Origin of the sequence: Aeromicrobium ginsengisoli (assembly GCF_004134905.2) — a bacterium.
In the GTDB taxonomy this organism is placed as follows: domain Bacteria; phylum Actinomycetota; class Actinomycetes; order Propionibacteriales; family Nocardioidaceae; genus Aeromicrobium; species Aeromicrobium ginsengisoli.
On the sequence record NZ_SDPQ02000002.1, the window covers coordinates 1,238,893 to 1,261,678 of the forward strand.

Below are 22,786 nucleotides of genomic sequence, written 5' to 3' on the forward strand. Positions count from 1 at the left end.
GAGGCATGGATCCAGACGAACCCGGTTGGCCGCTGATCGACGACTTCTTCGCCGGTGAGGCGTCCGGTCTGGCGGAGCCAACCGTGCGCCGCTATGTCCGGGTGCGCGACCGCCTCACGCAGTTCCTCGACACCGCCGAGATGGGGGAGTGGCTCGGCACGGACCCGGGCACGGTGTTGTCAGCCGAGCGCGAGTTCCACGAGTGCGGAGCCTTCTGGCACCTGTTCGGTCCCAACGAGCTGGTCTGCGTGCTGCCGGGTTTCCTCCAGGAGCCGTGGTTGCCCGACAGCCTCGGCGAGACGCGTACGCAGATCAGCCTCGTCTCGCGATTGCTCAGTCACCTGAGCCGCAAGCGATTGATCGACCACTCGCTGTTCGCCTGCGCCTTCTGGGACGCCGAAGCCGCGGTCAAGCAGGCGCGCATCGACCTGACGAGGCGCTCGGCCACCCAGGAGCCCGACGCGTGGGCTGACCAGATGCCCGATCGCTTCAAGCAGGAGCCGGGGTCGCAGTGGTGATGCTATAGTTGAAGCATCAACTACTAGAGGAATGGCACGATGGCGACGTACTCGATCACCGACCTGGACAACCGGCTGCGGCCCAGCCCGTTGATGCCTGTGCTCTTCGTGGGCCACGGCAACCCGATGTACGCCATCTCCGACAACTCGTTCACCCAGAAGTGGACCGAGGTCGGCCGTGGGCTGCCCGAGGCGCAGGCCATCGTCGTGATCAGCGCCCACTGGCTCACCCCCGGCCAGACCCACATCACGGACGCGCCCAAGAACAAGATCATCTACGACTTCGGCGGGTTCCCCGACGAGCTCTACCGTGTCCAGTACGACTCCGTCGGCGACACCGATGTCGCGAGGCTTCTGGCCAAGCAGCTCGTCGACTACGAGGCCGAGCTCGACAAGCAGTGGGGCCTCGATCACGGGACGTGGAGCGTGCTCAAGCACCTGGCGCCCGCCCCCGAGGTGCCGATCCTGCAGATCAGCATCGACTACGCGATGCCGCTGCCCGAGCTCTACCAGCTCTACGGCCGGCTCCGCGCGATGCGCCGCCGCGGCGTCGTGTTCATCGGCAGCGGCAACATCGTGCACGCGCTCGGCCGGGTCAAGTGGGACGGTGGCACGGCGTGGGACTGGGCCGAGCAGTTCGACGCCGACACGGCGGCGGCACTGCGTGACCGCGAGGTCGGCAAGCTCGTCAACCCCTACGCGACGTGGTCGGAGGCCCGCATCGCGGTGCCGACGGACGACCACTACCGCCCGATGGTCGCAGCCCTGAGCCTGCTCGAGGACGGCGAGGACATCGAGTTCTTCAACGAAGCGATCGACATGGGCGCAGTCGGCATGAGGTCGTTCATCTCCGCCTGACGACGGCCGTCGGCTCGTATGCTGTTCGGCACCCCGAAGGAGCCGTCATGACAGCTGTCACCATCACCCACATCGGCGGTCCCACCGCGTTGATCGAGTTCGGTGGATGGCGCATCCTCACCGATCCGACATTCGATCCGCCCGGCCGGCGCTACTTCTTCGGCTGGGGCACGATGTCCAGCAAGCTCGTCGGCCCCTCGGTCACACCCGACGAGCTCGGCCCGATCGATGCCGTCCTCATCAGCCACCACCATCACGCCGACAACCTCGATCCCACCGGCGTCTCGATGCTGCCGCAGCTCGGCACCGCGCTGACGACCACGAAGGCCGCGAAGAAGCTCGGCGGAGGAGCGATCGGCCTCGCTCCATGGGACACCTGGACGCTCGAGGCGCCGGGCAAGGAGACGATCACCGTCACCGCGACGCCGTGCCAGCACGGTCCGGTCGGCCTCAACCCGATCACCGGCCCGGTCATCGGTTTCGCGCTCGCCTGGGCGGGACAGCAGCACGGCGCGTTCTGGATGACGGGTGACACGGTGCTCCACGGCGGGCTGCGCGACGTCGCCTCGCGGCTCGACATCGGCACGGTGCTGATGCATCTCGGCGCGGTGCGCTTCCGCTACCTCACCGGGTGGTTCCGCTACACGATGGACGCCCGGCAGGGTGCCGAGCTGCTCGACCTGGTCAAGCCGACCTCGGTCGTACCCGTGCACTACGAGGGCTGGTCGCACTTCCAGCAGGGTCGCGACGACGCCGAGAGGGTGCTCGCCGCGTCGCCGTACGCCGACCGGGTCACGTGGGTCGATCCGGGCGGGGCGACGACGGTCACCGCCTAGCGCTGCGACTGCATGACCCGGGCGCTCTCGCGCTCGGCGGCGACGTTGATGACGCCGACGCGCGAGCCGGCGAGCTTCGCGGCGATGTGCTCGGCGATGGTCACCGGCGCATAGAGGTTGGGGTGGTCGGCGTCGACGCATGCGGGCAGCGTGGTCACGACGGCCTCCGCGTTGCCGTCGTGGAAGAACGCGGCTGACCGCCGGCGCCGGATCGTGCCGTCGACGATGGGCGGCTTCACCCGGTGCAGCGTCGACATCCACCGCTCGTTGGTCCAGCGCGCCATCAGGTCGCCGAGGTTGATGAGCAGTGCGCCGTCGGCAGGTGCGACGTCGTGCCACACGCCGTCGGCGCCGAGCACCTGGAGCCCTGGTGCCTGGTCGGCCCACAGCACCGTGACGATGCCGAAGTCGGTGTGCTCGCCCATCCCGGTGAGGTCGGCGTCGAGGGCGATCTCGGTGCCGGCGGGGAGCGCGTAGTTGTTCATGCGCAGGACCTCGATTGAAGCGTCCGTCATCGCGTCGAAGAACCCCCGAGGCAGACCCAGGGCATCGGTGAAGATCTCGACCATGGTCCCGGCGACGCGCTGCGCCTGGTCGGCGTATGCCGTGACACGACCTTCGAACCCGCTGAGCGCCGGCCAGGTGTTGGGCGCGTAGTGCTCGGGCATCGACACACCGGGATGGTCGCTGACGGTGCTGCCGACGTTGAACGCCTCGAAGAAGTCGTTCATCCGCGTCGCCGACTCGACGCCGGCGCTCAGTGAGAGTGACTCCGAGCGTGGCGCCGAGTAGCCGCGGTTCTCCCACGCCGGCCGTACGTACGACAACTTCTCTGCGACCGGCAGGTCGAAGAACGCGTCGATGGCCTCGGTGAGTCCGGTGATGACGTCGTCCGGCACGCCGTGGCCGATCACCTGGATGAAGCCGACCTCGCGGCACGCCGCATCGATCTCGGCGGCGACGCGGTCGCGATCGGCGACCGCGCCGCCCCGGACGTACGGACCGATGTCGACGGTGGGGACGCTGAATCGCATCCGTGGAGATTAGCCAGCCGATGTTTCAGCCGCGTGAAGAGCCGGTCACGCCTGGCGCGCCTCGGGTGCTTCGGCTTCCTGGGCGGCGATCTGACGACGTACGTCGTCCATGTCGAGGTCCTTGACCGCGGTGATGATCTGCTCGAGACCGGCGGCCGGAAGCGCTCCGGGCTGCGAGAAGACCAGGACGCCGTCGCGGAAGGCCATCAGCGTCGGGATCGACGTGATCTGGGCGGCTGCGGCGAGCTCGCGCTGGTCCTCGGTGTCGATCTTGCCGAAGACGACGTCGGTGTGCTGCTCGCTCGCGGCCTCGAAGACCGGGCCGAACTGCTTGCACGGTCCGCACCACTCGGCCCACCAGTCGACGAGGGTGATGCCCTCAGCGCCGATGACGTCGTCGATCGTGTCCTTGGTCAAGGTGACGGTGCTCATGACTGCCTCTCATAGGAAAACTCCGTACGCAGTGTTCAACGGTACGAGTGTGGTGGGCATTCCCGGCCGATCAGGGAGCGGTGGTCGGCTCCTCCGTGGGCGTCGTCGACGTCGCGGGTGCCGGGGTGGGTGTCGGCTTGGTCGGGCCGGTTGTCCCCTTCTTGTCCTTGCCTGCGGGCTTGTCGCTCTTGGGATCCTTCTTGTCGTCCTTCTTGTCGGACGGGTCCGGCGACCCGAATCCGTTCGAGACCGTCAGCGTCACGGTCGAGCCGATCTTGGCGGTGCTGCTCGGATCGACCGCGATCACGGTTCCGGCAGCCGCGTCGTCGGTGGCGAACGAGGCATCGGCGCTGAGGCCCAGCTTGTCGAGGATCGCCACGGCCTCGTCGTACGTTGATCCGACCAGAGCGGCGACGGGGATGCGAACGCGTCCGGTGGCGACCGACAGGGTGACAGTCGTGCCCTTGTCGACGTCGGTGCCCGCTGTCGGCGTCTGGCGTACGACCTCGCCGGCCTTGGCGCCGGCGACGTTCACGTTGCGGATGTCGACGTCGAGCCCGGCCTTCTCGAGCGTCGCTGTGGCAGCGCCCTGTGACGTGCCGTCGACATCGGGCACCGTCACGGTGCCACCGCCAGCGAGCAGCATCCAACCGAGAGCCGCGGCGATCAGCACGACGAGCGCCGAGCCGAGCAGCACCATGCGGCGAGGCCGCCGCCGTGCGTGCTCGGCCGCCACTTCACTCCCGCCGGTCGGCGCCGTCACGAGCGTCTCGGGATTGTCGCCCGGCGCGCCGACGCTCACGGGTCGCTCGACGATGCCCGGCAGGGTGTCATCGGGACGGGCAGCCGCGTCGGGCATGGTCGGCTCCCCACTCATCTGGGGCGCGTGGCCCGGAGGTGCGGGGATCGACGTGGCCAGGGCCGCCGCCGCCACGGCCACCGCGGTCGCTGAGGGTGGACGTGTGCTGGGTTCCTTGGCCAGCAACGCGTCCACGAGTGTCGCGGCGTCCGCGGGAACCGTCTCCGGCAGGTCGGGGACCTCGTCCTGGAGGTGGGCGAGCGCCGTCGCGATGTCGCTGTCGCGGTGGAACGGCAGGCTGCCCGTGAGGCAGGCATAGGCCACGACGCCGAGGGAGTAGAGGTCCGAGGCCGGAGTCGCCGTACGCCCGGCGGCCTGCTCAGGGCTCAGGTAGTCCGCAGTGCCGACCAGTGCGCCCGACTGGGTCAGCGGCTCGCCCCCGGCGGCGTGCGCAATGCCGAAGTCCACGAGCATGACCCGGCCATCAGGCGTCACCAGGATGTTGCCGGGCTTGAGGTCGCGGTGCACGATTCCGGCCTCGTGAGCCACCTCCAGGGCGGACGCGATGCCGGACACGATCGCCATCGTCTCGCCCGTGGAGAGCTCGCCGCGCTCGGCCAGCAACGCCGACAGGGGGGCGCCGTCGATCAGCGGCATCACCAGGAACGGCACAGGCTTGCCGTCCTCCTCGTCCTCCCCGTAGTCGAACACGTTGACGATGCCCGGATGGTGCAGCTTGCCGGCCAGCTGCGCCTCGACGCGCAGGCGCGCACGCACGCTCTCGTCGTCCGCGAGGTGCGGGCGGATGATCTTGATGGCCACGGAGCGGTCGAGGACCTCGTCGTGGCCTTGCCAGACCTCGCCCATGCCTCCACCGCCGATGAGCTTGTCGAGGCGGTATCGACCGCCGAGCAGGGGTGGCATCTGTCCAGATTAGAGGCGTATCCCACGCGCTACATCTCGAGGATTCCCGGACGGGCTGTCGCAGTCGGGTCAGGGCGGGCATGATCGAGGCATGGAGCGCCGAAGCCTGCTGACCGGACTTGCCGCGATCGGTGCCGCCACCCTCGTGGGATGCGGCAGTGATGGGGAAAAACCCACTCCCACGCGTACGCCGACGACGGGTCCCACGACGGCTCCCACCACCGCTGCGACCCCGACCAGCGTCGACCCCGCGATCGCCTCGACGATCGCGACCGGGCTCAACGTGCCGTGGGACATCGTGTTCCTCGAGAGCGGTGACGCCCTCGTCTCCCAGCGCGACGAGGGATCGATCCTCCACATCTCGACGGCCGGCAAGGTCACCACGGTCGGCGACGTCGACGGCGCCAGGGGTGGCGCCGGGGGAGAAGGCGGCCTGCTCGGCCTCGCCCTCGACCCGGAAGACGAGTCGACGCTGTTCGCCTTCGTCACGACCGGCTCGGACAACCGGGTCGTACGCCTGAGGCTCCGGGGCGGTTCGATCGCGTCGCAGAAGCCGATCCTCACCGGCATCGGGATCGGCGGCCGGCACCACGGCGGTCGCCTGTTGTTCGACGGCGACGGCAACCTCTTCGTCTCGACCGGTGACGCCGGCGACGGTGCCCTGGCGCAGGACAAGGACTCGCTCAACGGCAAGGTCCTGCGGATCACCCGCGACGGCAAGGCGGCCGCCGACAACCCGTTCGACAACCGCACCTGGTCCTACGGGCACCGCAACATCGAGGGGCTCGCCTACGACGCGGACGGCCGGTTGTGGGCCACCGAGTTCGGCGACAAGGCCAAGGACGAGCTCAACCTCATTCGGCGCGGTGGCAACTACGGCTGGCCGGAGGTCGAGGGCATGTCCGACAACGATGACTTCGTCAACCCCAAGGTCACCTGGGGCACCGACGAGTGCTCTCCCGCGGGCGTCACCATCACCCGGTCGACGGCGTTCCTCGGCGCGCTGCAGGGTGAGTGCATGTTTGCGGTGCCGCTCGACGGGACCAAGGCGGGCAAGCCCAAGGCGTACTTCAGCGGTGACCACGGACGCATCCGCACGATCGTGACCGCCCCGGACGGCGCGCTGTGGGTGACCACCAGCAACACCGACGGCCGCGGCGACCTGCGCGACCGCGACGACCGGATCCTCCGCGTGACGCTCTGAAGCTACCGAGGCGTAAGGGTTACCGGCGGGCAAACATGAGGATATCCTCAGGTCAACGCCCGTGAGCAGAGGAGAGCCCCATGGACGAGTCCACGTTCGAGATCGATTCGCAGCAGGTGGCCGAGGCATCAGCCAGGTTCCCCGCTCATCGGCTCGCTCCGCGGCACGCCAAGCCCGACACCGACGTCAGCTATCTCGAGAACGCGCCGAGCGCCGAGTACGGCCGGCACGCGTGGGACGAGTGCGGACACCTCTGACGTACGCCTGAACATGCGAAAGCCCCCGGAGCAGTGCTCCGGGGGCTTTCGTCAGTCCGAAATCAGAGCGGACGGCAAGCCGGCCCCAAGCTCTCGCGAGCTTGTTGTCTGACTCAGAGGGGCCGGATGTTCGCGGCCTGCAGGCCCTTCTGGCCCTGCTCGACGTCGAACTCGACCTTCTGGTTCTCGTTCAGCGAGCGGTAGCCGCTGGACTGGATGGCGCTGAAGTGCGCGAACACGTCTTCGCTGCCGTCATCGGGGGCGATGAAGCCGAAGCCCTTGTCAGCGTTGAACCACTTGACGGTTCCTGTTGCCATGTCTAACTCCTCTTGGCGAGTTGTCACTCACGACCTTCGCGAGTGACTGTCGCGACGTACATCCAACCTTCGAGAAGAACTAGACACCCCGAGAGGAACTCATTCATTCTTACGGCCCAACGTCGTGCAACTGCCGACAAGCCTAGGGCACAGCGAACCCCAAAGGGAAAGCCTTCCGGGTGGTGAATTCAAAAATTCACCACCCGGAAACGGTCACTGCTTTCGACCGAAGACCTGCGACACCCACCACACTCCGTCGCCGTCCCTGACGGCGCCGACTCCGATCCAGCGGACCTTGGAGTTGAGCAGGTTGGACCGGTGCCCCGGCGACCTCATCCACGCACTGACCACGCGACCACCGGTCCCGTAGCCGTACGCGATGTTCTCCGACACCAGCGAGAGACCGCAGGCATTGAGGATGGTCGACATGCTCTGGTGCTTGAGCACCCCGTGACTGGCCATCCACGCGGCCTGCTTCTCCGCATAGCGGTCGACGCAGGACTGGGACTTGACTGCGACCCGGTCCCGATCGACTCGCTTGACGTTGGTCCACTTGATGACGTCACTCTCGTACGTCGTCGACGTCACGGCGGATGCCGGTGCAGACGCCAGAACCAACAGCACCATTGCTACTACTCCCGCGAACGCGCGCGGGTTCAGTATTTTCTTCATGGGTTCTCCCTCCCACCCCACACCTTAGGTCAGGCGTGAGCAGTGGCGAGGGAGAACCCGGATGTTCGAGACGTAGTCCTGAAGGACTACGCCCTTATAGTCAGGTCGGGCTAAATGTCAAGACTGCCTTTCTTCCTGAAAATTACCTAAGTTGACCCCGTTGTGCAGGGCGCCTCACGAGGGCGTACGCACCGCAGGCCGGGCAAACCACCCGGCTGCTCCATCAAAGGGAACGAGGGGAACAGTGAAGCGTGTGACGTCAGGCCTAGTCGGCCTCGCACTCGCGGCAGCATTCGGGACGGCCTATACGGCTCCCAGCTCCGCGTCAGCAGCACCGCCGGTCGCCGGTAGCGATCGTGTCACCAACAAGCAGGACGAGCTGAGCAGTCCGATGGAGGACAAGCGCCGCGCACTGCGTGAGTCCGCCATCACCGGAGTGCTCAACGGTGAGCTCAAGCCCGTCGAGAAGGACGGCAGCACCGTGGTCAAGGTCGGCCGCGGCACCAGCCCGGCCGACGCGGCCCGTGCCGGCAACAAGAAGTTCCGCAAGAACTTCACGGCCCGTGCCGGCGCCAAGCAGCAGGACCAGTACGTCGAGCTCTCGCAGGAGCGCAACGACAAGATCTTCGTGATCCTCGCTGAGTTCGGCAACGAGCGGCACCCCGACTACCCGGACGTCGACACCGACCCCGACACCCCCGGACCCACGACGTTCGAGGGCCCGCTGCACAACAAGATCCCCGAGCCCGACCGCACCAAGGACAACTCCACGGTCTGGCAGTCGGACTTCAACCGCCAGCACTACCAGGACATGTACTTCAAGACCGACGCCGAGTCGCTCAAGACGTACTACAAGACGCAGTCGTCGGGCCGCTACTCGGTCGACGGCACGGTCTCGGACTGGGTCAAGGTGCCTTACAACGAAGCGCGCTACGGCCGCGAGGACTCCGGCACCTGGTACCTCATCCAGGACGCGGTGACCGCGTGGATCGCCGAGCAGAAGGCCGGCGGCAAGACCGACGCCCAGATCAAGACGGCGCTGCAGGCGTACGACCAGTACGACCGCTACGACTACGACGGTGACGGTGACTTCAACGAGCCCGACGGCTACATCGATCACTTCCAGATCGTGCACGCCGGCGGCGACGAGGCCGACGGTGACCCGCAGCAGGGCGAGGACGCCATCTGGTCGCACCGCTGGAACGCCTTCCTGACCGACGCCGGCGTCACCGGCCCGGCCTACAACCGCCTCGGCGGCACGCAGATCGGCGACACCGGCATCTGGATCTCGGACTACACGGTGCAGCCCGAGAACGGCGGCCTGTCGGTCTTCGTCCACGAGTACGGACACGACCTCGGCCTGCCGGACGCCTACGCGACCGCTGGTGGCGGCGACAACTCCAACGAGTACTGGACCCTGATGGCCCAGAGCCGGCTCAACGCCAAGGGCGAGCCGCTCGGCACGCGACCGGGTGACATCGGTGCGTGGGAGAAGCTGCAGCTCGGCTGGCTCGACTACGAGGCGATCGGCGCCAAGGAGAAGCGCACGCTGGCCATGGGCCCGCAGGAGTACAACACCAGCAAGGCCCAGGGTGCGGTCGTGGTCCTGCCCAAGAAGAGCGTGACCAAGGACAACGGCGCACCGGCATCCGGGACCAAGCAGTTCTTCTCCGGTTCGGGCGATGACCTGGCCAACTCGATGACCAGGGACGTCGACCTCACCGGCAAGACCGGTGCGGAGCTGACGGCCAAGGTCCACTACGCGATCGAGGAGGGCTACGACTACGCGTACGTCCAGGCCTCGACCGACGGTGGCGCCAACTGGACGTCGCTCGACGGCACGATCAACGGCACGCCGATCGGCGAGGACACCTCAGGGCGTCCGGGCATCGACGGCGAGCAGGCCACGTGGGCCGACCTCAAGGTGCCGCTGTCGGCGTACGACGGTCAGAAGATCAAGCTGCGCATCTACTACAAGACCGACGGCGGCCTTGCCCTCGCCGGCCTGTACGCCGATGACGTCGCGGTCAAGGCCGGTGCCGACACGGTGTTCACCGATGGTGCCGAGGACGGTGCGACGAGCTTCGAGCTCGACGGGTTCTCGATCGTCGGGGCCACCACGACCGAGCTGTTCGACAACTACTACGTCATGGGTCACCGCTCCTACGTGTCCTACGACAAGCACCTGTTGACCGGCCCGTACAACTTCGGCTTCACCAACACGAAGCCGGACTGGGTCGAGCACTACAAGTACGGTCACGGCCTGCTGATCTCGTACTGGGACACCTCGATGAAGGACAACAACACGAGCCTTCACCCGGGATCGGGCCGCAACCTGCCGATCGACGCCAACCCGAGGCCGATCATCAACATCGCAACGGGTGCACCGTGGCGTCCTCGGATCCAGGTCTACGACGCACCGTTCTCGCTTCACAAGGCGGACTCGATGACGTTGCACACCAACGGCGTCCCGAGCTACATCCGTGGGCAGGCTGCTCAGCCACTGTTCGACGACACCAAGAAGTACTGGTACGCCGAGCTGCCCAGCCACGGTGTGAAGCTGCCGGCGGTGGGTGTCAAGGTGAAGGTCCTCGAAGAGGCCGGCACCTCACTGAAGGTCAGGTTCAACTGACCTGAGTGGCAAGGACTGGGGGGCGCGCATCAGGGGGTGCGCGTCCCCCGCTTTGTGCTGGGACGGAGCCGCGGCGCCCGCTCTGACCTGGGGAAGGGGCGCCGCGGCAGCTCAGTGGGTGCGCACGACCTCGTCGATGGCACCCGAGGCGCCGCCGAACTCGTCGGCAACCTCGCCGCTGACGTCGTCGTGGCCCGCGAGGGTGCGATCCGCCTCGGCGAGCAGCCGGCGACCGGAGGCGAGGACGGCGATCGCGACGAGCACCGTGATCGCGCCGATCGCGAACGGCACGTGCACGTTGAAGTGCTCGACGAGCTTGCCGGCGGCGAACGGCGCGAGGCCGCCGCCGATGAAGCGTACGAAGCCGTAGGCCGCCGAGGCCACCGGGCGCTCGACGGGGGAGACCATCATGACGGCCTGCGTCATCAGGGTGTTGTTGATGCCGATGAAGATGCCCGCGGCGATGACGCAGCCGATCATCAGCACCTGGTTGGTCGGGCTGATCGCCATGACGGCGAGGTCGACCGCGAACAGGCCGAGTGAGCCGTAGAGCGACGCAGCGGTGCCGAAACGCTCCTGCAGCCACGGTGCGCCGATGACGGAGAAGAACGCCACCAGCACGCCCCAGCAGAAGAACACCCAGCCGAGCGCCGTGATCGACAGACCCATCGGGAACGGGGCGTAGCCGAGCATCGTGAAGAAGCCCCAGTTGTAGAGCAGCGCCGTGATGCTCATCGTGAGGAGGCCGCGGTGGCCGAGGGCGCGCAGTGGTGCACTGAGGGACGTCCGGTGCTCTGGCTTGGGTGTGGCCGGCAGCAGGAACACCGTGGCGACCAGGGCGATTGCCATGAGCGCCGAGACGCCGTAGAACGGGCCACGCCAACTGATGTTGCCGAGCACGCTGCCGACGAGCGGTCCGGCGGCGATGCCGAGGCCCAGCGCGGCCTCGTACAGGATGATGGCCCCGGCGAACCCGCCTCGGGCACTCGCGACGATCGCGGCCAGCGAGGTGGCGATGAAGAGCGCGTTGCCAAGACCCCAGCCGGCGCGGAACGCGACGATGCCCGAGATCGTGTCGGTGGACCCGGCGAGGGCGGCGAACGCGACGATGATGACGAGGCCGGTCAGCAGCGTTCGCTTGGCGCCGAGGCGGCTCGACACCCAGTTGGTGACCAGCATCGCGACCGCGGTGACGACGAGGTAGCTGGTGAACAGCAGCGTCACCTGGCTCTCGGTGGCGTGGAGCTGGGTCTTGAGCGCCTGCAGGATCGGGTCCACCAGGCCGATGCCCATGAACGAGATGACGCAGGCAAAGGCGACCGCGTAGACGGCCTTGGGCTGCTTGAACAGGCTGATGTTGTCAGACGACATGAAGCTCCGTGACGTTGTAGAGGGCAGGAAGTGCTGCCTCGACGGCAGCGAGCTCGTCGGGGGACAGCCCCGCGAGCCGGTCGATGATGATGGCGTCCTGTGCGGCCCGACGGCGCTCGAGCACCTCGCGGCCGTGCGGCGTGATGTCGATCAGGGCGGCGCGCCCGTCGCGAGCATCGGCCTTGCGGCTGACCAGGCCGCCGGCCTCGAGGCGCTGCACCAGTCCGGTCATGGCGGGTTGGGTGACGGCCTCGCGCTCGGCGAGTGTCGTGATCCGCATGGCGCCTTCGCGCGACAGCCAGGACAGCGTCGACGCCGCCGTACGGCTCAGGGAGTCGGTGCGGGTCGAGCGCAGGAGGCCACCCGCGAACTCGCGGAGGGCCTGGGCGAGGTGTTCCAGATCAGGTTGCGCCATGCAACCAAGTGTATGACGGAGTTATGCAACATTCAACTTGTGGTCGTTGTGGCAGGTGTCTCAGCGGCGACGCAGGGCGTAGAGCGCACCGCCGGTGGCGACGACGATCGCGCCGACCAGGATCGTCGAGGCCGGCAGGCTCAGCGCGAGCGCCGTGCACCCGATGAGGCCGAGGACGGCAACGAGGCGCGGCACAGCGGCGCGGTCGAGGGTCCAGGCCGAGGCGTTGGCGATCGCGTAGTAGATCAGGACGCAGAACGAGGAGAACGCCACGCTGGTGACGAGGTCGCCGAAGCAGATCAGCGCGGCGACCACGACCGCGACGGCGATCTCAGCAGCGTGGGGCACCCGCGTGCGTACGCTCACTGCCGCGAGGCCGCGCGGCAGGTGACCGTCGCGGGCCATGGCGAGCGTCGTGCGGGAGACGCCGAGCATCAGGGACAGCAGCGCCCCGCCGGCCGCCAGGGCCGCGGCGACCAGCACGAGGGGCACCAGGCCGTCGGCATCGGCCGCCTTGACGCCGGAGACGAACGGCCGCACCGAGTCGGCCAGTCCGGCGGGCCCGAGGACATGCAGGAGCGCGAGTGCGGCGGCCGTGTAGAGCCCCAGCACGAGGACGAACGTCACCGCGATCGCGCGGGGGATGGTGCGGGCGGGCTCGCGCACCTCCTCGCCGAGCGTGGCCAGGCGTGCGTAGCCGGCGAACGCGAAGAACAGCAGACCTGCGGCCTCGAGCACGCCACCGGACGAGGTCGGCAGGTCCGGGCTGGGTGCGGTGCCACCGGAGGACATGGCAACGACGGCAACGACCACGATCGCGACGACCCCCGCGACGAGCGGGATGCTGACGGCGGCTGACTTCTCGACGCCCGCGAGGTTGACCGCGGTGAAGACGGCGACGGCCGCCAGAGCGCCGAGCCGAGCGTGGTCGGGCCACAGGTAGCTGCCCAGCGCGAACGCCATCGCCGCGCACGACGCGACCTTGCCGGCGATGAACGACCACCCGGCGAGGTAGCCCCACAACGGTCCGAGCTGCTCGCGGCCGTAGACGTAGGTGCCACCGGCGACCGCGTGCCGGCGAGCCAGCCGCGCCGACGAGATCGCGTTGCACGCCGCCACCACGGCAGCGATGGTGAGAGCGATGAGCAGCCCGTCACCGGCCGCTGAGACCGCAGGCGGGAACACCACGAACAGGCCGGCGCCGATCATGGCGCTCATCCCCACGGCGACGGACCCGACGAGCCCCAGACGTCGATCGAGCGGGGCGGTCATGTCAGAGGTTGTAGTCGATCACGAGGGGAGCGTGGTCGGACCAGCGCTCGGCCCAGCTGGGCGCCCGGTCGACGACGGCCTCACGGGCCACGGCGGCGAGCTCGGGTGTGGCGATCTGGTAGTCGATGCGCCAGCCGGTGTCGGTGTCAAAGGCCTGCCCGCGCATCGACCACCAGGTGTAGGGCCCGTCGATGTCGCCGGCGAGGGAGCGGTGCACGTCGATCCAGCCGAGCTCACCGAAGTAGCGGTCGAAGTAGGCGCGCTCCTCGGGCAGGAAGCCGGCCTTCTTGACGTTGCCCTTCCAGTTCTTGATGTCGCGCTCGGTGTGGCCGACATTGAGATCGCCCGTGACGACGCCGTGGTTGCCGGTGGCCCGGATCTCGGCCAGGCGTACGGCCATCTGCTCGAGGAAGCGGTACTTGTCGTCCTGGCGCGGGGTGCCGGCCTCGCCGGAGTGGACGTAGGCCGAAACGGCCGTCAGCGTCGAGCCGTCGGACAGCGGCACGTCGGCCTCGATCCAGCGGCCCGAGTCGTGGAAGTAGTCGTCACCGTTGCCGACGCGGAACTCGGTGGGCTCGGCGCGGCTCAGCACGGCGACGCCGGCGCGTCCCTTGGCGGCGGCCTCGGCGTGGACGACGTGATAGCCCGAACCGGCGATCAGCTCGCGCACGATCTCGTCGGGTGCGCGGACCTCTTGCAGCGTCACGATGTCGGCGCCCCGCTCGGCGAGCCAGTCACCGAACCCGAGGGTCTGGCCTCTCGTCTTGTTGTGGGCGGCGCGGATGCCGTTGACGTTGACCGTGGCGATACGAAGCACGGGGCTCACCCTAGTCGGCGGCCCCGACGCTTCCGACCGCGTGTCAGTTGGCGGCGATGAGCGCTGTGACGACAGCCAGGAGCGCCGGTACGCCCTGGATCGCGGCTGCGCGGGCGAACGCCTTGCCACCGCTGGAGATCAGCACGATCGCAGCTGCCAGCATGCTGCCACAGGCGAACACGATCAACGTCCAGCCGACCTGGTCGTGCGTGTCCGACGACCTGAGCACCGCGATGCCCACCGCGGTGCCGACAGCGAGGAACAGGTTGTAGAAGCCCTGGTTGAACGCCAGCGACGCCGTCGTGTCGGCGTCCTCCTGAGAGGCCAGCCCGAACGTCTTCCACGTCCTGGGCTTGCGCCAGTCGAGGGACTCCAGCTTGAAGAACAGGATGTGCAGCGCCGCGGCGATGCCGGCGAAGATCAGGGCGAGAACGGTCATGCCCTGCAACCTAGTGGCTAGAACTCCTCGTGCGTACGAGGATCGCCACCGATCCGCTGCCCGGTCTCGAGCCCGGCGATCTGCTCGAGGTCGTCGTGGTCGAGCTCGAAGTCGAAGATGGCGAGGTTGCTGCGGAATCGCTCGGGGGTCGCCGACTTCGGGATCGGGGCGGCGCCGATCTGGGTGTGCCAACGAAGCACGACCTGCGCGACGGACTTGCCGTGCTTCGCGCCGATCTCCGACAGCACGGGGTTGTCGAGCAGGTCGCTGCCACGGCCGATCGGGCTCCAGCTCTGCGTCACGATGCGATAGCCCTCGTCGGCCGCGCGCTGCTCGGCCTGCGGGAAGTAGGGGTGCAGCTCGACCTGGTTGACGGCCGGCGCCACTCCGGTCTCGGCGACGAGGCGGCTGAGGTGCTCGGGCAGGAAGTTGGACACGCCGATCGAGCGCGTCAGCCCCTCCTCGCGCAGCTCGATCATGGCTTGCCACGTCTCGACGTACGTGTCGATGCGCGGGAGCGGCCAGTGGATCAGGTAGAGGTCGACGTGGTCCAGACCCAGGTGCTCGAGCGATGCGGTCAGCTCGATGCGCGGACCCTGTGAGCCGTGGGCGTGGCCCGGCAGCTTGGTCGTGACGAACAGCTCGTCACGGGAGACCGGCGAGTCGGCGATGCCGCGGCCCACCTCGGACTCGTTCTCGTAGCGGGTCGCGGTGTCGAGCAGGCGGTAGCCCGTGTCGATCGCCTCGACGAAGATCTGCGGGTCCTTGATCGAGTACGTGCCGAAGCCGAGCAGCGGCATCTGGCGTCCGTCGTTGAGCTCCAGGAGAGGTGCGATGTCCATGCGTCAAACCTACGCTGAGGCGTCCTTTCGACAAGCTCTAGGAGCGGTAGGCGCTCAAGGACCGTGGAGGTCAACCCACCTGGTGGGCGGCGGCTCGGCCGGCGGCGCGGCCACTGAAGATGCAACCTCCGAGGAATGTGCCCTCGAGCGAGTTGTATCCGTGCACCCCGCCGCCACCGAACCCGGCGACCTCGCCGGCGGCATACAGGCCGTCGATCGGCGATCCGTCGGTGCCGATCACGGCAGAGTCGAGGTTGGTCTCCAGACCGCCGAGCGACTTGCGGGTCAGCACGTGCAGGCGTACGGCGATCAGCGGACCCTTCTTGGGGTCGAGGATCTTGTGCGGCGACGCGACACGGATGAGCTTGTCGCCGCGATAGCTGCGGGCCTGCTTGAGCGCGGCGATCTGCAGGTCCTTGGTGAACGCGTTGTCGAGCTCGCGATCGCGATCGGCCACCTGCCGGCGTACATCCTCGAGGTCCACCGGAGCATCAGGCGTCAGGGCGTTCATGCCCGCGACGAGCTCCTCGATCGTGTCCGCGACGATGAAGTCCTCGCCCTGGGACTTGAACGCCTCGACGGGGCCGGTGGCGCCCTTGGCCAGCCGCTGCTTGACGAGCTCGCGCACGCTCTTGCCGGTCAGGTCGGGATTCTGCTCCTGGCCGGAGAGGGCGAACTCCTTCTCGATGATCGCCTGGGTCAGCACGAACCATGAGTGGTCATGGCCGCTCTGGCGCAGCAGCTTGAGCGTGCCGAGCGTGTCGAAGCCGGGCAGCCCGGGAATCGGCAGTCGCTTGCCGGCGCCGTCGAGCCAGATCGACGACGGGCCGGGAAGGATGCGGATGCCGTGGAGGGGCCAGATCGGGTCCCAGTTCTTGATGCCCTCGACGTAGTGCCACATGCGGTCGCGGTTGATGTGGCTCGCGCCGGCCTGCTCGGCGATGCCCAGCATGCGGCCGTCGACGTGGGCCGGCACGCCGGAGATCATGTGCTCCGGGGGAGTGCCGAGGCGCTCGGGCCAGTTGGCGCGGACGAGCTCGTGGTTGCCGCCGATGCCGCCCGACGTCACGATGACGGCCTGTGCGGTCATCGTGAACTCTCCGATGGACGTACGCGAGGTGGGTGCGGCACGTTCGGCGTCGGTGGGCTCGAGGACCTGTCCTCGTACGCCCGTGACAGCGCCGTCGCTGACGATCAGCTCATCGACCCGGTGGCGGAACGCGAACTGCACGAGGCCCTGGTCGTGCCCGGCGCGGACGAGCTTCTCGAACGGCTCGACGATGCCGGGACCGGTGCCCCACGTGATGTGGAACCGTGGCACGGAGTTGCCGTGGCCGCTGGCGAGGCCACCGCCGCGCTCGGCCCAGCCGACGACCGGGAACACGCTGTGGCCACGTTCCTTGAGCCAGGCGCGCTTCTCGCCGGCGGCGAAGTTGACGTACGCCTCGGCCCACTGCCGCGGCCAGTGGTCCTCGTCGCGGTCGAACTGCGCGCTGCCCATCCAGTCCTGCATCGCGAGCTCGACCGAGTCCTTGATGCCCATGCGGCGCTGCTGCGGCGAGTCGACGAAGAACAGTCCGCCGAACGACCAGAACGCCTGCCCGCCGATGCCCTGCTCGCCCTCTTGGTCGACGAGGATGACCTTGCGGCCGGCTTCGACGAGCTCTGCGGTGGCGACGAGGCCCGCGAGGCCCGCTCCGACGACGATGACATCAGCATCCATGACGCAGATTGTGTCGTACGGGGTCGAGAGGTCCCGCCGAGGAGTCCGGTCAGGCCGTCACATACCACGGATTCGAGCGTGAAACGGCACCTGCGACAGGGATGAAATGTCTGTTGTATAGGACTCCTATGGGTCTAGATTCAGCGGTAACACTCATCGTTGGGAGAAAACAACTATGGCCTTTGACTTCAAAGCGCTGAGCAAGATTGACCAAGGACTGCTGGCGACCGGGGCGGTCACGGTCCTGCTGACCTTCTTCCCCGCTTATGCCAAGGCGACCGTGGAGGCGAAGGGCACCGGACCCCTTGGCAGCTTTGGCGGATCCGAGGACCGCAGCGCATGGGTCGAGTGGGCGACGCTCGGGGCTCTGCTCCTGATTGCAGCCTTCGTGATCGTCGTGCTGAAGCTGGTGGCTGGCAACCTGCCGGAAGGTGCTCCGTGGAACTTGATCGTTGCCGCAGCAGCAGGCTTGGGCACATTGATCCTGGTGCTCTACGTATTCACGTTCGGGGAGGACGTGCCGGCATCCGTGGCGAAGTCGATCGACTACAGCACAGGCCCAGGCTGGTCGGGGTGGCTGCTATTGCTCTCAGCCATTGCGTTCACCGTGTTTGCGTTCCTCTCGTTCAAGGAGTCGGGCGAGAAGATCCCGGAGATCAACAAGAAGGACACGCCGCCGCCGGCGCCGCCTGCCGCGTGACGCACTGAGCTGAACGACGAAGGGCCCGGCTCCGGCCGGGCCCTTCGTCATGTTCCGGGCGCTACTGGCTGATGGTGCCCCGGGTCAGCGCGCGGAAGCAGTAGACCTGCATCAGGAGCGACACCGGGATCGAGACCGCGAGCCCGACGACGATGGCGTACGAACCGAGGCCGCTGATGACGCCGATCAACAACACCGAGAGCAGCGCCAGGCCGAGGTGCTCCCGCACCAGTCGGAAGCTGGCCTTGATCGCCTCGACCGTGCGCATGTCCTGGTCCAGGACGAACAAGATCGTGAAGGAGGCGAAGAACCCGAACGCCAGCCCCGGGAGGAAGCACAGCACCATGCCGACCAAGGTGGCCGCGCCCAGCGTGAGGAACGTGACGAGGAGTCGGCCGAACCCGCGAGTGTCGTACAACATCGCGAAGGTCGGCGTGGTGCCGTCGGCGATCGCGAGGGCCACTCGCTGGAGATTGGTCTGCAGCAGCGAGACCGGGATCAGCAGCACGAAGAAGACCCCGATCGCGATGCCGATGCGGATGAACACACGGCGTATCTCGGCGTCGGACATGTCCTCGCCGTTCAACATCAGGTCGAGGTAGAACACGAAGTACGCGACGTAGAAGGCAATCATCAGCAGGATCATCGGCACCATGCCGAGGACGAACACCTTCCAGTGCTCGGTGAACTTGCGCCAGCTCCAGCTGAGCATCTCGCCGATCTCGTACGGCTGGCGGGGCGGCGGCGTGTAGTAGCCCGGGGGCGGTGGGTAGTACGGCGGCTGGCCCTCAGGCGGCTCGGTCATGGCCAGAGATTAGCCGTTGCGAAAGGCAACGACGTGCGAACGCGCTAAGACGTGAACGGCGGCCGGTGATCGAGGCGTACGGACTGACGGCCGGCCCAACGCCACAGGCGGGCGGTGAAGTCGCGGTCCTCGTCGGTGACGAAGTTGCCCATGACCCGCAGGGCGAACGTCATCAGGCGGTGGGAGCGCATGCCGACCGGGCCCGCGGTCGGCAACAGGCGCGGCACGGTGATCAGGCCGGCGAGGCGGCGGGCGATCGAGAACGCCTCGCCGTAGTGCGTCGTCAGCAGCGCGGGCCAGGCGTCCTGGAGGTCGGTGCGGGACCGCATGAGCTCGGCGCCGACGCGTCCGGTCTCGAGTCCGTAGTCGATGCCCTCGCCGTTGAGCGGGTTGACGCAGCCGGCTGCGTCGCCGACGAGGATCCAGTTGGGCCCGGCGACGCCGGAGACGGCACCACCCATGGGCAGCAGTGCGCTGGTGGGCATCCGGAGCTCGCCGCTCAGGTCCCACTCCTCGCGTCGCAGCGTTGCGTAGTACTCCATCAACGGGCGGATCTGCAGTTCGGCGGGGCGTTTCGCGGTGGCGAGCGCGCCGACGCCGAGGTTCACCTCGCCGTCGCTGAGCGGGAAGATCCAGCCGTAACCGGGAAGCAGCTCGTCGTCCTCGCCGCGGAGCTCGAGGTGCGAGGAGATCCACGGGTCGTCGCTGCGGCCTGACTTCACGTAGGAGCGACCGGCCACTCCATAAGCCGTGTCGCGGTGCCACTCGCGGCCGAGCACGCGACCCAGCGGCGAACGTACTCCGTCGGCGACGACGAGCCGGTCGCACTGGATCGTGTGCGGCGTGCGGTCCTTGCCGAGCTGGAACGTCACGGCGGTGACCTTGCCGGAGGCGTCGCGCTCGGCGTCGACGGCGCGGGCGCCCTCGAGCGGTGTCGCGCCGGACTCCAGCGCGACGCGGAAGATCTTGTCGTCGAGCTCGGTGCGGGGGACGGCGGAGCCCCAGTCGGGCAGCGAGCCGCCCGGCCAGGGGAGCAGCAGCTCCTGGCCGAAACCGGCGGCGCGAAGACCGCGGTTGGTGCCGTGGCCGCGTACCCACTCCTCGAGGCCCAGGCGCTGGAGCTCGGCGATCGCGCGTGGCGTGAGGCCGTCGCCGCACGTCTTGTCGCGGGGGAACGTCGCGGCGTCCGCGAGCACGGTGTCCATGCCGAATCGCGCGGTCCAGGCCGCTGCCGCCGCTCCAGCGGGGCCCGCGCCGACGACGAGCACGTCGGTGCGGGTCGGCAGGTCAGCGGTCATGCATCGATTCTCCCAGAGGTGCCCGCACTGGCAGGATGGGCCCATGACTTCTGCCGCCACCTCGGCCCAGCCGGACCGCGAGATCCACTACGCGTCGCGCGGCTCGTCCTACTTCGACGTGATCCTCGCGCTGTTCTGCGTGGTCCTCGTGGTCTCCAACATCGCGGCGACCAAGTCGACGGAGTTCATCTCGGGGCACGACGTCTCATTGGGGCCGGTCCAGGTGCTGCCGATCATCTCCGACGGTGGCGCGATCCTGTTCCCGCTGGCCTACATCCTCGGCGACGTGATCTCCGAGGTGTACGGGTTCAAGGCGGCGCGGCGGGCGATCCTGGTCGGCTTCGGCACGGCGATCCTGGCATTCGCCACGTTCCTGATCGCGATGAAGCTGCCCGGTGCGAGCTTCTACGAGAACCAGGACGCGTTCGAGAGTGTCGTCTGGTCCGGCGTGCAGATCGTTGCGGCGTCCCTCGTCGCCTACCTGACCGGCCAGTTCCTCAACTCGTACGTGCTGGTGCGGATGAAGGCCCGCAGCGCCGAGCCGGGCCTGTGGCGCCGGCTGATCGGCTCGACCGGCGTCGGCGAGGCTGCCGACACGTTCATCTTCTGCGCGATCGCCGCGTCGGCGATCGGCATCACTACCGGCGGCCAGTTCGTCAACTACTTCGTCGTCGGCTTCGTCTTCAAGTGTGCCGTCGAGATCGTCGTGAGCCCGGTGACGATGCTGGTCATCAACGCCCTGAAGCGCCGCGAACCGACCTACTGGGTGTGACGACGGGCCTCAGGCATAGAACCGGGCCAGGAACTCGGTCTTGAAGTCGGCGAACGTGCCGGCTTCGATGTGCGTACGCATGTCGTCGACGAGGCGCACCGTGAACCGTTCGTTGTGGATCGTCGCGAGGGTCGCCGCGACGTACTCCTTGGTCTTGAACATGTGGTGCAGGTACGCCTTGGAGTAGTGCGCGCACGTGTAGCAGTCGCACTCCGGGTCGATCGGGCCGAAGTCGCGTCGTGAGGCCGCGACGTTGAGGTTGTAGCGCCCGGTCATGGCGTACACCCGCGACGAGCGGGCCACCCGCGACGGCGACACGCAGTCGAACGTGTCGCAGCCGTTCTCGACGGCGGTGAACAGGTCGTCGGGCTCACTGATGCCGAGCAGATGCCGGGGCTTGTCGTCGGGCAGCTCCTCGTTGACCCACCGCACGATCGTGCCGAGGTTCTCCTTCTCGATCGCGCCGCCGACGCCGTAGCCGTCGAAGTCCAGCCCCACGAGCCCGCGGGCAGCGGCCCGGCGCAGGTCCTCGTGCTGCGCGCCCTGCACGACGCCGAACAGCGCTTGCGCGGGCTTGTCGGACCGCTCGTCGGCGAGCCTCTGGTGCTCGACGACGCAGCGCTCGGCCCACGCCTGCGTACGTTTGATGGACTCCTCCTGATAGCCGCGGGAGTTCATCAGCGTCGTCAGCTCGTCGAACGCGAACATGATGTCGGCGCCGAGCTGGTGCTGGATCTGCATCGACACCTCGGGCGTGAAGCGGTGCTTGGACCCGTCGAGGTGCGACGTGAACGTCACGCCGTCGTCGTCGACGAGCGCGAGGCGGTCCTTGCCCTCGGCGATGACGTCGTCGGCCTCGACGCCCTTGGCGTCCATCGAGAGCGTCTTCTTGAAGCCCGCGCCGAGGGAGAGTACCTGGAACCCGCCGGAGTCGGTGAACGTCGGGCCGGGCCAGTTCATGAACGTACCGAGGCCACCGGCCTCGTCGATGATGTCGGCGCCGGGCTGCAGATAGAGGTGGTAGGCGTTGGCGAGCAGCGCCTGGGCGCCGAGGTCGGTCATCGCCTCGGGCAGCACGGCCTTGACCGTGGCGCGGGTGCCGACGGGGATGAACGCCGGCGTGCGGATCTCGCCGTGCGGGGTCGAGATCGTGCCGGTACGCCCGAGGGCGCCCGGGAGCTCCTTGCCGACGGTGAACACGTCCGCCATCCAATCAGGTGAACAGGTCGGTGACGCGTACCGCTCCGGCCAGCGCGGCGAGCGTGAGCAGCAGGAAGATCGTGTTCCACACCGCCGCGGGCAGGATCGTGAGGCGGGCGAGGATGTCCGCGTCGGTCGTCCGCGTGCGCATGCGCCGGCGATGCGCCCAGAGGTCGAGGGTCATGCGCGGAGCGGCGACGAGCAGGAACCAGGCGAACGCCAGGGCGGCGAAGTCCTGCACGCGTTCAGGCGCCTGCCAGATGAGCAGGCCGACCGCGACGCCGCTGAGCCCGACCACGACGAGCCCGAACCAGTTGCGGATGTACAACAGCATCAGCGCAAGCGTGGCCAGCCCGGCGTACAGCGCCCACGGGGTATGACCACCATCGATGAGCAGCACGGATCCGAGCCCCAGTGCGGCCGGCGCGAGATAGCCCGCTGCGGCCGTCGCGATCATGCCGGCACCCCGGGGCTTCCCGCTGGAGACGGTCAGCCCCGAGGTGTCGCTGTGCAGCCGTATGCCGTTGAGCCGCCGGCCGGTGAGCACCGCGACCACGGCATGCCCCGCCTCGTGCACGAGAGTCACGAGGTGCCTGGTCGTACGCCACACGGGTGGCAGCACGACCAGCGCCAGGGCTGTGGCCACGGC

General features: G+C 68.1%; 24 protein-coding genes. 8 read left to right on the plus strand and 16 right to left on the minus strand.

Translation table 11 applies throughout. From position 1 onward, the window contains the following. The first annotated feature begins 5 nt into the window (after positions 1-5). From ESP70_RS12860 to ESP70_RS12870, 3 genes are read left to right on the plus strand one after another with little or no spacing between them, the layout of a single operon-like run. Positions 6-518 carry a hypothetical protein gene (locus ESP70_RS12860; protein ID WP_149689638.1) on the plus strand — a complete coding sequence of 171 codons (513 nt, stop codon included), beginning with the start codon at positions 6-8 and terminating at the stop codon, positions 516-518. Between the two features lie 39 nt (positions 519-557). Further along, on the plus strand, positions 558-1,376 hold the full coding sequence (locus ESP70_RS12865; RefSeq protein ID WP_149689639.1) for a dioxygenase family protein: 819 nt from the start codon (positions 558-560) through the stop codon (positions 1,374-1,376). 47 nt (positions 1,377-1,423) lie between these two features. Beyond that, positions 1,424-2,212: an MBL fold metallo-hydrolase gene (locus ESP70_RS12870; RefSeq protein ID WP_149689640.1), complete on the plus strand. Its 789-nt coding sequence runs from the start codon at positions 1,424-1,426 to the stop codon at positions 2,210-2,212. Here the strand turns inward: ESP70_RS12870 and ESP70_RS12875 are convergent. The 3 genes from ESP70_RS12875 to ESP70_RS12885 form a co-directional block, all read right to left on the minus strand. Continuing rightward, positions 2,209-3,246 carry an isopenicillin N synthase family dioxygenase gene (locus ESP70_RS12875; RefSeq protein ID WP_149689641.1) on the minus strand — a complete coding sequence of 346 codons (1,038 nt, stop codon included), beginning with the start codon at positions 3,244-3,246 and terminating at the stop codon, positions 2,209-2,211. The two genes, ESP70_RS12870 and ESP70_RS12875, sit on opposite strands and share 4 nt — an antisense overlap. Positions 3,247-3,291: 45 nt before the next feature. Further along, positions 3,292-3,678, minus strand: coding sequence for a thioredoxin family protein (locus tag ESP70_RS12880; RefSeq protein ID WP_149689642.1), 387 nt, complete (start codon positions 3,676-3,678; stop codon positions 3,292-3,294). A 70-nt stretch (positions 3,679-3,748) separates the two neighbouring features. Beyond that, positions 3,749-5,401, minus strand: coding sequence for a protein kinase domain-containing protein (locus tag ESP70_RS12885; RefSeq protein WP_149689643.1), 1,653 nt, complete (start codon positions 5,399-5,401; stop codon positions 3,749-3,751). A gap of 91 nt (positions 5,402-5,492) precedes the next feature. On the opposite strand from ESP70_RS12885, the gene ESP70_RS12890 reads away from it, so the two are divergent. After that, on the plus strand, positions 5,493-6,605 hold the full coding sequence (locus ESP70_RS12890; protein WP_149689644.1) for a PQQ-dependent sugar dehydrogenase: 1,113 nt from the start codon (positions 5,493-5,495) through the stop codon (positions 6,603-6,605). 80 nt (positions 6,606-6,685) lie between these two features. Further along, complete coding sequence (locus ESP70_RS20150) at positions 6,686-6,862, plus strand: hypothetical protein (protein WP_157439555.1); 177 nt, start codon at positions 6,686-6,688, stop codon at positions 6,860-6,862. A 113-nt stretch (positions 6,863-6,975) separates the two neighbouring features. Here the strand turns inward: ESP70_RS20150 and cspE are convergent, their stop codons facing one another. Both cspE and ESP70_RS12900 read right to left on the minus strand, forming a co-directional pair. Continuing rightward, positions 6,976-7,179: a transcription antiterminator/RNA stability regulator CspE gene (cspE, locus tag ESP70_RS12895; RefSeq protein ID WP_056214575.1), complete on the minus strand. Its 204-nt coding sequence runs from the start codon at positions 7,177-7,179 to the stop codon at positions 6,976-6,978. Between the two features lie 213 nt (positions 7,180-7,392). Further along, entirely contained in the window at positions 7,393-7,851 is a 459-nt protein-coding gene (locus ESP70_RS12900; protein ID WP_149689645.1) for a CAP domain-containing protein, read from the minus strand. A 253-nt stretch (positions 7,852-8,104) separates the two neighbouring features. Between ESP70_RS12900 and ESP70_RS12905 the strand changes: the two genes are divergently transcribed. After that, positions 8,105-10,483, plus strand: coding sequence for an immune inhibitor A domain-containing protein (locus tag ESP70_RS12905; protein ID WP_246162017.1), 2,379 nt, complete (start codon positions 8,105-8,107; stop codon positions 10,481-10,483). 111 nt (positions 10,484-10,594) lie between these two features. Here ESP70_RS12905 and ESP70_RS12910 read toward each other — a convergent pair whose 3' ends face one another. The 7 genes from ESP70_RS12910 to ESP70_RS12940 all read right to left on the minus strand — a co-directional run bounded on the left by ESP70_RS12910 (position 10,595) and on the right by ESP70_RS12940 (position 17,362). Next, positions 10,595-11,854 (minus strand): MFS transporter, encoded by a 1,260-nt coding sequence (locus ESP70_RS12910; RefSeq protein WP_149689647.1) that lies wholly within the window; start codon positions 11,852-11,854, stop codon positions 10,595-10,597. After that, a complete protein-coding gene (locus tag ESP70_RS12915; RefSeq protein WP_149689648.1) occupies positions 11,844-12,269 on the minus strand; it encodes a MarR family winged helix-turn-helix transcriptional regulator in 426 nt (141 codons plus the stop codon). Before ESP70_RS12915 ends, ESP70_RS12910 begins: the two co-directional genes overlap by 11 nt. A 60-nt stretch (positions 12,270-12,329) precedes the next feature. Further along, on the minus strand, positions 12,330-13,541 hold the full coding sequence (locus tag ESP70_RS12920) for an APC family permease (protein ID WP_149689649.1): 1,212 nt from the start codon (positions 13,539-13,541) through the stop codon (positions 12,330-12,332). A gap of 1 nt (position 13,542) precedes the next feature. Then, positions 13,543-14,358 carry an exodeoxyribonuclease III gene (locus tag ESP70_RS12925; RefSeq protein WP_246162018.1) on the minus strand — a complete coding sequence of 272 codons (816 nt, stop codon included), beginning with the start codon at positions 14,356-14,358 and terminating at the stop codon, positions 13,543-13,545. A gap of 43 nt (positions 14,359-14,401) precedes the next feature. After that, the gene (locus ESP70_RS12930; protein ID WP_149689651.1) at positions 14,402-14,797 is read right to left on the minus strand and encodes a DUF1304 domain-containing protein; all 396 of its coding nucleotides are present in this window, start codon (positions 14,795-14,797) and stop codon (positions 14,402-14,404) included. A 17-nt stretch (positions 14,798-14,814) separates the two neighbouring features. Then, complete coding sequence (locus ESP70_RS12935; RefSeq protein ID WP_149689652.1) at positions 14,815-15,639, minus strand: aldo/keto reductase; 825 nt, start codon at positions 15,637-15,639, stop codon at positions 14,815-14,817. Positions 15,640-15,709: 70 nt separating this feature from the next. Then, on the minus strand, positions 15,710-17,362 hold the full coding sequence (locus tag ESP70_RS12940) for an FAD-binding dehydrogenase (RefSeq protein ID WP_149689653.1): 1,653 nt from the start codon (positions 17,360-17,362) through the stop codon (positions 15,710-15,712). Positions 17,363-17,537: 175 nt separating this feature from the next. Here ESP70_RS12940 and ESP70_RS12945 point away from each other — a divergent pair, with 175 nt between their 5' ends. Next, complete coding sequence (locus tag ESP70_RS12945; protein WP_149689654.1) at positions 17,538-18,062, plus strand: hypothetical protein; 525 nt, start codon at positions 17,538-17,540, stop codon at positions 18,060-18,062. A 61-nt stretch (positions 18,063-18,123) separates the two neighbouring features. On the opposite strand, the gene ESP70_RS12950 is transcribed toward ESP70_RS12945, so the two are convergent. Continuing rightward, positions 18,124-18,867, minus strand: a complete 744-nt coding sequence (locus ESP70_RS12950) for a hypothetical protein (protein ID WP_149689655.1) — start codon at positions 18,865-18,867, stop codon at positions 18,124-18,126. Between the two features lie 44 nt (positions 18,868-18,911). Continuing rightward, positions 18,912-20,165, minus strand: coding sequence for a geranylgeranyl reductase family protein (locus ESP70_RS12955; RefSeq protein WP_149689656.1), 1,254 nt, complete (start codon positions 20,163-20,165; stop codon positions 18,912-18,914). A gap of 43 nt (positions 20,166-20,208) precedes the next feature. Between ESP70_RS12955 and ESP70_RS12960 the strand changes: the two genes are divergently transcribed. Next, positions 20,209-20,937, plus strand: a complete 729-nt coding sequence (locus ESP70_RS12960; protein ID WP_149689657.1) for a queuosine precursor transporter — start codon at positions 20,209-20,211, stop codon at positions 20,935-20,937. Between the two features lie 9 nt (positions 20,938-20,946). Here the strand turns inward: ESP70_RS12960 and tgt are convergent, their stop codons facing one another. Continuing rightward, entirely contained in the window at positions 20,947-22,146 is a 1,200-nt protein-coding gene (gene tgt, locus ESP70_RS12965; protein WP_149689658.1) for a tRNA guanosine(34) transglycosylase Tgt, read from the minus strand. 4 nt (positions 22,147-22,150) lie between these two features. Beyond that, entirely contained in the window at positions 22,151-22,783 is a 633-nt protein-coding gene (locus tag ESP70_RS12970) for a M50 family metallopeptidase (RefSeq protein WP_246162019.1), read from the minus strand. Between the last annotated feature and the right edge of the window lie 3 nt (positions 22,784-22,786).